Source organism: Cellulosimicrobium cellulans (assembly GCF_001722485.1).
Lineage (GTDB): Bacteria > Actinomycetota > Actinomycetes > Actinomycetales > Cellulomonadaceae > Cellulosimicrobium > Cellulosimicrobium cellulans_A.
The window spans coordinates 1-7,074 of record NZ_LWGL01000156.1; the positions used below are offsets into that span (position 1 = coordinate 1).

At 74.6% G+C, this 7,074-nt stretch carries 5 protein-coding genes and 1 pseudogene; 2 read left to right on the plus strand and 4 right to left on the minus strand.

All coding sequences use genetic code 11. The features are described from left to right. A partial coding sequence (locus JZ5iCDA_RS14065; protein WP_069387735.1) for a PfkB family carbohydrate kinase occupies positions 1–1,086 on the plus strand: 1,086 nt, incomplete at its 5' end. A gap of 7 nt (positions 1,087–1,093) precedes the next feature. Here the strand turns inward: JZ5iCDA_RS14065 and JZ5iCDA_RS14070 are convergent. Continuing rightward, positions 1,094–1,558: a YchJ family protein gene (locus JZ5iCDA_RS14070; protein WP_069387736.1), complete on the minus strand. Its 465-nt coding sequence runs from the start codon at positions 1,556–1,558 to the stop codon at positions 1,094–1,096. Positions 1,559–1,709: 151 nt separating this feature from the next. Continuing rightward, positions 1,710–3,482, minus strand: a complete 1,773-nt coding sequence (locus JZ5iCDA_RS14075; protein WP_069387737.1) for a carbohydrate-binding protein — start codon at positions 3,480–3,482, stop codon at positions 1,710–1,712. A gap of 91 nt (positions 3,483–3,573) precedes the next feature. Here JZ5iCDA_RS14075 and JZ5iCDA_RS14080 point away from each other — a divergent pair, with 91 nt between their 5' ends. After that, a complete protein-coding gene (locus JZ5iCDA_RS14080; RefSeq protein ID WP_083260028.1) occupies positions 3,574–4,311 on the plus strand; it encodes a DUF305 domain-containing protein in 738 nt (245 codons plus the stop codon). Between the two features lie 39 nt (positions 4,312–4,350). On the opposite strand, the gene JZ5iCDA_RS14085 is transcribed toward JZ5iCDA_RS14080, so the two are convergent. Both JZ5iCDA_RS14085 and JZ5iCDA_RS14090 read right to left on the minus strand, forming a co-directional pair. Beyond that, the gene (locus JZ5iCDA_RS14085) at positions 4,351–5,187 is read right to left on the minus strand and encodes a hypothetical protein (protein WP_139123120.1); all 837 of its coding nucleotides are present in this window, start codon (positions 5,185–5,187) and stop codon (positions 4,351–4,353) included. Continuing rightward, positions 5,169–7,074: pseudogene (locus JZ5iCDA_RS14090) on the minus strand (hypothetical protein); the annotation flags it as partial. The pseudogene JZ5iCDA_RS14090 and the gene JZ5iCDA_RS14085, both read right to left, overlap by 19 nt.

The window sequence follows — 7,074 nt, forward strand, 5'->3', positions numbered from 1 at the left end:
GTCGACTCGCGCACGGTCGCGATGGGCCTCGGCTTCGCGGCGCGGGCGGCGGCGGACGCCGCTCTCGACGGGGCGGACGTCGACGCCGTCGCGCGCCGCGCGCTCGCCGTCGCCGACTCCGGCCGCGCCGTGTTCCTCGTGGACTCGCTCGACCACCTGCGGCGCGGCGGTCGCCTCAGCGCGGCTTCCGCCGCGCTCGGCACCGTGCTCGGCGTGCGCCCGCTCCTCGCGGTCCGCGACGGGCGGATCCAGGTGGTCCAGAAGGTCCGGACCCGTGCAGCGGCCGTCGACCGCCTGGTGACCGTCGCGGCGGAGTCCGCCGGGCGGCGCCGTGAGCCCGTCCTCGCGGTGCACCACCTCGGCGACGACGACGGCGCGCGCCTGCTCCGGGGCTCGCTCGCCGGGGCGGGCGTCGGCACGGACGCGGTCCGCACGGTCGCGGCGGCGTCCGGGACGGCGCTCATCACCGTCACGCCCGACGGGGAGAACGCGATCGTCGTCGCGCCGGGGGCCAACGGGCACGTCGTCGTGGACGACGCCGCGCGCGACCTCCTGGGGGCCGCGGACGTCGTGCTCGCGCAGCTCGAGATCCCCGTGGAGACCGTGGTCGCGGCGGCCTCCGCGCGTCGAGCAGGCGTGCCGTTCGTGCTCAACGCGGCGCCGTCGCGGGACCTCCCGGACGCGCTGTGGGACGCGGTCGACGTCCTCGTCGTCAACGAGCACGAGGCCGCCGACCTCGCCGGGCGGACCGCAGGATCGGGCGCCGGGCCGGACGAGCTCGCGGGTGCCCTGCTCGCGCGGGTCCCGGCCGTCGTCGTGACGCTCGGGGGAGACGGGTGCCTCGTCGCGCGTCGTGACCAGGAGCCGGTGCGGCTCGCCGGGCGCCGCGTCGACGTCGTCGACACGACCGGCGCGGGCGACGCGTTCTGCGGCGTGCTCGCCGCCGAGCTCGCCCGCGGCACCGACCTCGTCGCGGCCGCCCGGGTGGGGGGCGTCGCGGGGGCGCTCGCCGTCACGCGGCCGGGTGCGCAGGACGCTGTGCCGGAACGCGCCGAGGTGCTCGCGGCGCTCGACGCCGCGGGGTGACGCGCGCTCAGCCGTCCGTGCCGTCGAGGCGGCCGTCGACGCCCCCGTCGACACTCCCGTCGACGTAGAGCCAGCGCCCGCCCTCGCGGACGAACCGGCTCACCTCGTGCAGCCGGCCGCGCGCCGCCCGGTCCGACCGCGAGCGGTGGTGCGCGACGAACTCGACGACGCCCGTCTCGTCGAACGGGCCGCCCGCCTCGGTGCGCAGCACGTCGAGGCGGCGCCACTCGACGTCGTCGTCGAGGCCCAGCTCGTCCGGCCGGGTCGACGGGTGCCACGTCGCGCGCAGGTAGTCGGCGTCGCCGACGGCGAACGCGCTGTAGCGCGAGCGCATGAGCGCCTCCGCGGTCGGGGCGCCCGGCGTTCCCGCGCGCAGCGCGGCGTGGTGCCGCCCGCAGCAGGCCCCGTACGTGTCGCCCGACAGGCAGGGGCAGCGTGCGTCGTCGGGAAGCGGGGAGGACGGGGCGGCCATGGCGACGAGCGTACGGCCGCCCGCCAGGGCCGGTCCCCGCCGACCGCGTGGCCGTGGCCCGCCCGGGAGCTCCGGACGGGCCACGGCGACGTGCTCGGCGGTCAGGGCCGCCGGGCCGGCTCACGACGGGCCGGCTGAGGACGGGCCGGCGTCAGGAGGACGGCTCCCACGGGCCCCAGCGGTCGCCGGGCTCCTGGTTCCGCGTCCACCACTTGGCGGTGTACTCGGTGCCCTCGTGGACGACGACGTCGCCCTCGACGTAGACGCGCGACGGCTTCCACGCGCCGACGCCCTCGGAGTCGACGCCGGCGATCTCCTCCCACGGACCCCACGGGTCGGCGCCGGGCACCTGACCCTTGGTCCACCACTGGGCCCGCCAGACGGCGCCGGCGTACGTGACCGTCGTCCCGCCCTGGTAGGCGGTGCCCTTCGACCACGCGGCCGGCTCGGCGTACGTCGGCTGCGCCTGCGGGTTGAACTCGTCCGTGAGGACCGACGTCGCGGCGTTCGTCGCCGGGTCGTCGAGCAGGAGGACGTCGAGGCCCTTCTGGATGTCGTTCGAGATGATCGCGCCGTTGTACCAGTACGCCGACCACGATCCGCCGAGGATCAGCCGCTCGCTCGACAGCGGCCCGCGGTCGAACCACGCGATCTCGACCGGGTTCGCCGAGTCCGTGAAGTCCCACACCGAGATGCCGCCCTGGTACCAGGCCTGGACCATGATGTCGCGGCCGGGCACGGGGATGAGCGAGCCGTTGTGCGCGACGCAGTTCTCCGTCGGCGCCTGCTCGCGGCCGATCTTGTAGTAGCTCTGGAAGACGAGCTCGCCGTCGACGATGTCGTAGATCGCGTCGGCGCCCTTCTCCGGCCCGACGGTCTCGTTGCACGTGGGCGCGCCGCCGCCGCCGAGCTCGTCGGTGAAGACGACCTTGGTGCCGGCGTTGTTGAACGTCGCCGAGTGCCAGAACGCGAAGTTCTCCGTGTCGCGCACGACCTCGGTCACGACCGGGTGCGCCCGGTCGGTGATGTCCATGAGGATGCCGTCGCCCATGCACGCGCCCGCCGCGAGGTCCTTCGACGGGTAGGTCGTGATGTCGTGGCAGCCGGACGTCGTGCTCGAGCCGTTGCCGCCCGGGTTACCGCCGTCGGGGAAGAGGACGGGCGTCGACACGACGGCCGAGGACGCCGGGTCGTCGAGCGGGACCTGCACCACGCTGATGAGGTCGTGCGGCGGCTGGCAGTCGGGGAACGCACCGTTCGGGCTGTACGACGACACGTAGACGAAGAGGTCCTCGCCGTCCTTGCTCGGCGCGAGCGAGTGCGTGTGGGAGCCGCACTGCGTCTCGACCGAGGCCACGTACTGCGGCGCCGTCGGCTCGGAGATGTCGAAGACCTTGATGCCCTCCCACGACTCCTTCACCGTGGCGCTCTGCGCGACGTTCTCGCAGGAGTCGTTGCTGCGGGAGGAGTCCGTGCTGAGGACGAGGAGGTTCCCGTGCACGGAGATGTCGTTCTGCGAGCCCGGGCAGACCACCTGGGCGACCTGCTCGGGGTTCCTCGGGTCGGCGACGTCGTAGACCGTGAATCCGCCGTAGTTGCCGGCGAACGCGTACCGTCCTTGGAACGCGAGGTCGGAGCTGTACTGCCCTTCCGGCGCGAACGCGCCGTTCTTGGGGATGTTGGCGACGAGCTCGAGGTTGGGGCTGCTCGCGACCTCGCCGACGCCGAGGACGGCGTCGTCGACGGCGAGCGGGGCGAGGCGCTGGGCGGGCAGGTCGACGAGATCCGCGACCGCCTCGGGAGAGCCGTCGGACGGTTCGGCGAGCGCCGGGGCCGCGACGGCCAGGGACGAGACCGCGAGTCCCGCGGCCAGTGCTGAGGCGAGCAGGCCCCGGCTCCGTTGCCTGTGCGTGGATTGATGCACGGGGGAAACACCTCCTTGGTAGGGTTCCCGAATTCTGTCGGGTGAAATCGCTCTCGGCTACCCATATCGGGCACCTTTTGTGACCTTTTAAATGGAGGGAACAGGCGGCGTGGAGAATTTTCCTGGTGGTAATCCGCGGCGAATTCGCCGGGACCGCGCGCTGACCAGCGTCTTCGTCGTCGCCGCCCTCCTGGGGGTCGCCGCGTGCACCGGCGACGACGGGGCGACCCCGACGCCGTCGAGCGTCGTCGTGCAGCCGGGACGGCCGGGGGAGACCGCGAGCACGACGGCGCCCGAGGACTTCGCCGGGCCGGCGGAGCCGGGGGAGTGGAACCAGGCCGACGTCGCGTTCGTGACCGACATGATCGGGCACCACCTGCAGGCGCTCGACATGGCGGCGCTCGCCCCGGACCGCGCGGAGGACGACGACGTCGTCGCGCTCGCCGAGCGCATCGCCGCGGCGCAGGGACCCGAGATCCACGCGCTCGCGGCGTGGCTCCAGGAGCGCGAGCTGCCCGTCCCCGCCGGGGCGGAGAGCCTCGACGGCACCGGGCCGCGCGTGCCCGACGCCGGGCACGACCACGGCGAGGACGGCATGGCGGGCATGCTCAGCGCCGCGCAGATGTCGGCGCTCGAGGCGGCGAGCGGCGCGGAGTTCGACCGGCTGTTCCTCGAGGGCATGATCCAGCACCACCAGGGCGCGCTCGACATGGCCGGCGTCGTGCTCGTCGACGGGCAGGACGCCTACGCGCTCGAGATCGCCGCCGACACCGCGGCGGGTCAGGGTGCGGAGATCGACCGGATGCGAGGCCTGCTCGACGCGCTGTGACCTCCGCGGGCTCGGATCCCCGCGGACCGCGGGGCCGGCTCAGTCGTCGTAGGTGGGCGGGTCGGCGCGCACCTGCGCGGCGAGGTCGTCGAGGATGGCGACGGCGTCGAGCCGTGGCGGCAGGTCCGCCGGACCCGTGACGCCGACCAGGAGGAGAGCGTCGTCGACGCGGGTCATCACGAGGGTCGTGCGGCGACGCACCTCGATCTGCGCGGAGTCGCCGCTGGCGGGGAAGACGCGCACCGTCTCGAACTCCGCGCCGGTGAACCCCGTCATGGTCGCTGGGACGTCGCGTGTCGCGGCCGGGGGGTCGCGGTACGGGTCCTCCGGACACAGCTCACCCACATCCATGTAGTCGCGATCCTCGTTCGGCCAGGCCAGGCCGCGGAACTCGTCGCACGACCACCTGACGGCGCGGTCGACCCGGTCGCCGTGCGGGACGGATTCACCGGCGAACGGGTCCGGCGGGGGGTTTCGTGCGGTGTGCACGACGCTCGTCAGCACGTGCTCCTCCCCGACGCGCAGCCAGGTGTCCGCGACGGCGCCGTCGTCGCTCCCGGCCGCGAACCTGTGCTCCGCCAGGAAGGCGCTGTACGACCTCAGGCCGGCGGCGACCGGCAGCCACAGGATGGCGGAGGTGGGGTCGTCCTTCGGCACCGCCGGACGTTCGGGCTGCCCGACCTCCTGGCCGGGGAAGTCGTCGGGAGCCATGCCCCAGCGCGCCGTCGGCCAGGTCCGCATGTCCTCCTCGGCGCGCAGGCGGGACTCCTCCGCCTGCGCCCGCCCGACGAGGAGCATCGCGACGACCACTCCCGACGCCACGAGGCAGGCGAGGAGGAGGCGCGGAAGGGGAGAGTTCAGGATGGTCGATCGCACGAGGGGCTTCCCGGGTCGGAGGAGTCGGAGGTGGTGGAGGTCGGGGGCGGGGTGGACGGCGTGGACGTGCCTGGCGGGGTGTGCGGCGGCGCCACGGGTGCGGGCGTCGGCGCTGTTGGAGCCGCATCGGGTGCTGCCTCCCCGTCGAGGTCGGGCGTCCCCGTGGGCACCGCGAGCCCCGCGGCCTCCTTGAACGACGACACGAACTCGGCGCGGGACGCGCCGTCGTCGAGCGCGAAGCGGGCTGCGACGAGGCTCTCCGCGTCGGCGGGATCCACGCCGTCCTCGGTGAGCGCCGCGAGAAGCTGGTTCTTCCCGCGGCTCGTGAGGACGACCTGCTCGGCGTGCCCTTCCGCCGCCGCCTCGTCGACAGCCATCTGCACCCGGCCGTCGAGGCTCACCAGGTAGTCACCGGCGACCGTGAGCGCAGGACCTGCGACGGTCCCCTGCCCCTGTGCCGGGAGGAGGAGTCCGAGCGCCGTCATGAGGGTCGAGACCTGCGCCGCGTACCGCGCGTGCCCGTCCTCGGCGTGCTGGAGCGCCGCCCGGTGCATGCTGCCGGCGATGACCCCGGCGTCGGAGACGGCATGGCTGTGCGCGTGCAGGAAGCCGTCCACGACCGAGGCGGCCTCGGCCCGCTCGCGGACGTCCGAGCCGGGCGCGAGGGCGGCGGCGGCGGAGCGCTCGTAGTGCTCGAGCATCTCCCGCTGCCACCGTGCCACCCCGGCCTCGTCGACCATCGTGGCGGACAGCACGTCGCTGAGGCTCTGTGGTTCGAGGGACGGCAGATGCCGACCGGCGACGCCCGGGAACACGGCGTCGTAGGCGTCGGGGGCGGCCTGCCACGTACCCACCGCGCAGAACACGTCCGCGGCATTGACGTTGCGGTCGAAGGCGTCGATGTACGGCGCGTACGCGTCGGCGAGCCGACGGCGCGCCGTCTCCGTCAGCTCGGCGGGGAGCAGCCCTTGAGCAGCGAGCAGGCCGTCGTGGGTCAGCAGGCCGTCGGGCAGGTCGACCGTCGCCCGGGACAGGACGTGGGCGGCGGCCTGCTGGTGGTCGGGGTCGGCCTCACCGAGGAGCACGGCCGAGCGCAGCAGGGCGGTCACGCCGTCGCCGCCGTCGGCCCACCCTCCGGCCGGCTGCGTGCCGAACCACAGCGCCGACCGTGCCGCGGCGAGCTCCTCGTCCCCGTCGCCGACGAGGTACCGCAGAGACTCCTCGGGCGACGCCGACAGCCCGGCGAGCGCGGCCGCGGTGAGGTGGGTCGTGTCGCGCTCGAACGGGATCGGGGCGAGCGGGTCGGGCTGGTCCGCGAGGTCGCGCCGGACGGCCTCGATCCGGCGGACGGCACCGGCGTGCACGCGGGGGTGGACGTGCGGACCGGCGAGAAGCAGCGTGGCCGCCGACGCCCATCCGACCGGGATGGTCTGCGTCCCGAGCTCGTCGACGACCTGCGCGCCCAGCGCCTCCTGCTCCTCGGGCGGCAGCGTCGCGGTCCAGGCGCCGAAGCTCGACCGCACGGCCGCGGCGACCGTCCCGGACGGCGACGTAGCGTCGAGCACCGACCCGTCGACACCGAGCGCGCTGTCGCCCTCGCCGAGCAGGACGTACAGCTCCGCCGGGCTCGTCTCGCGGTAGAACGTCGCCCAGAACACCGGGTCGTCGCCGGCGCGGTCGAGCTGCCGGGCCAGCTCGGCCACGGCGGCGTCGCGCGCCGCCCCGCGCACGCTGCGGGCCGCAACCCCGTCGACGACCCGCCACGTCGCTCCAGTTCGTGACCGGACCTCGACCCGGAACCGGTCGGTCCCGGCGCCTTCCGCCCAAGTGACCCCGGCGACGGTGACGGCACCCGAGGCAGGAGCCGTCGCCGACCACACGTCGCCG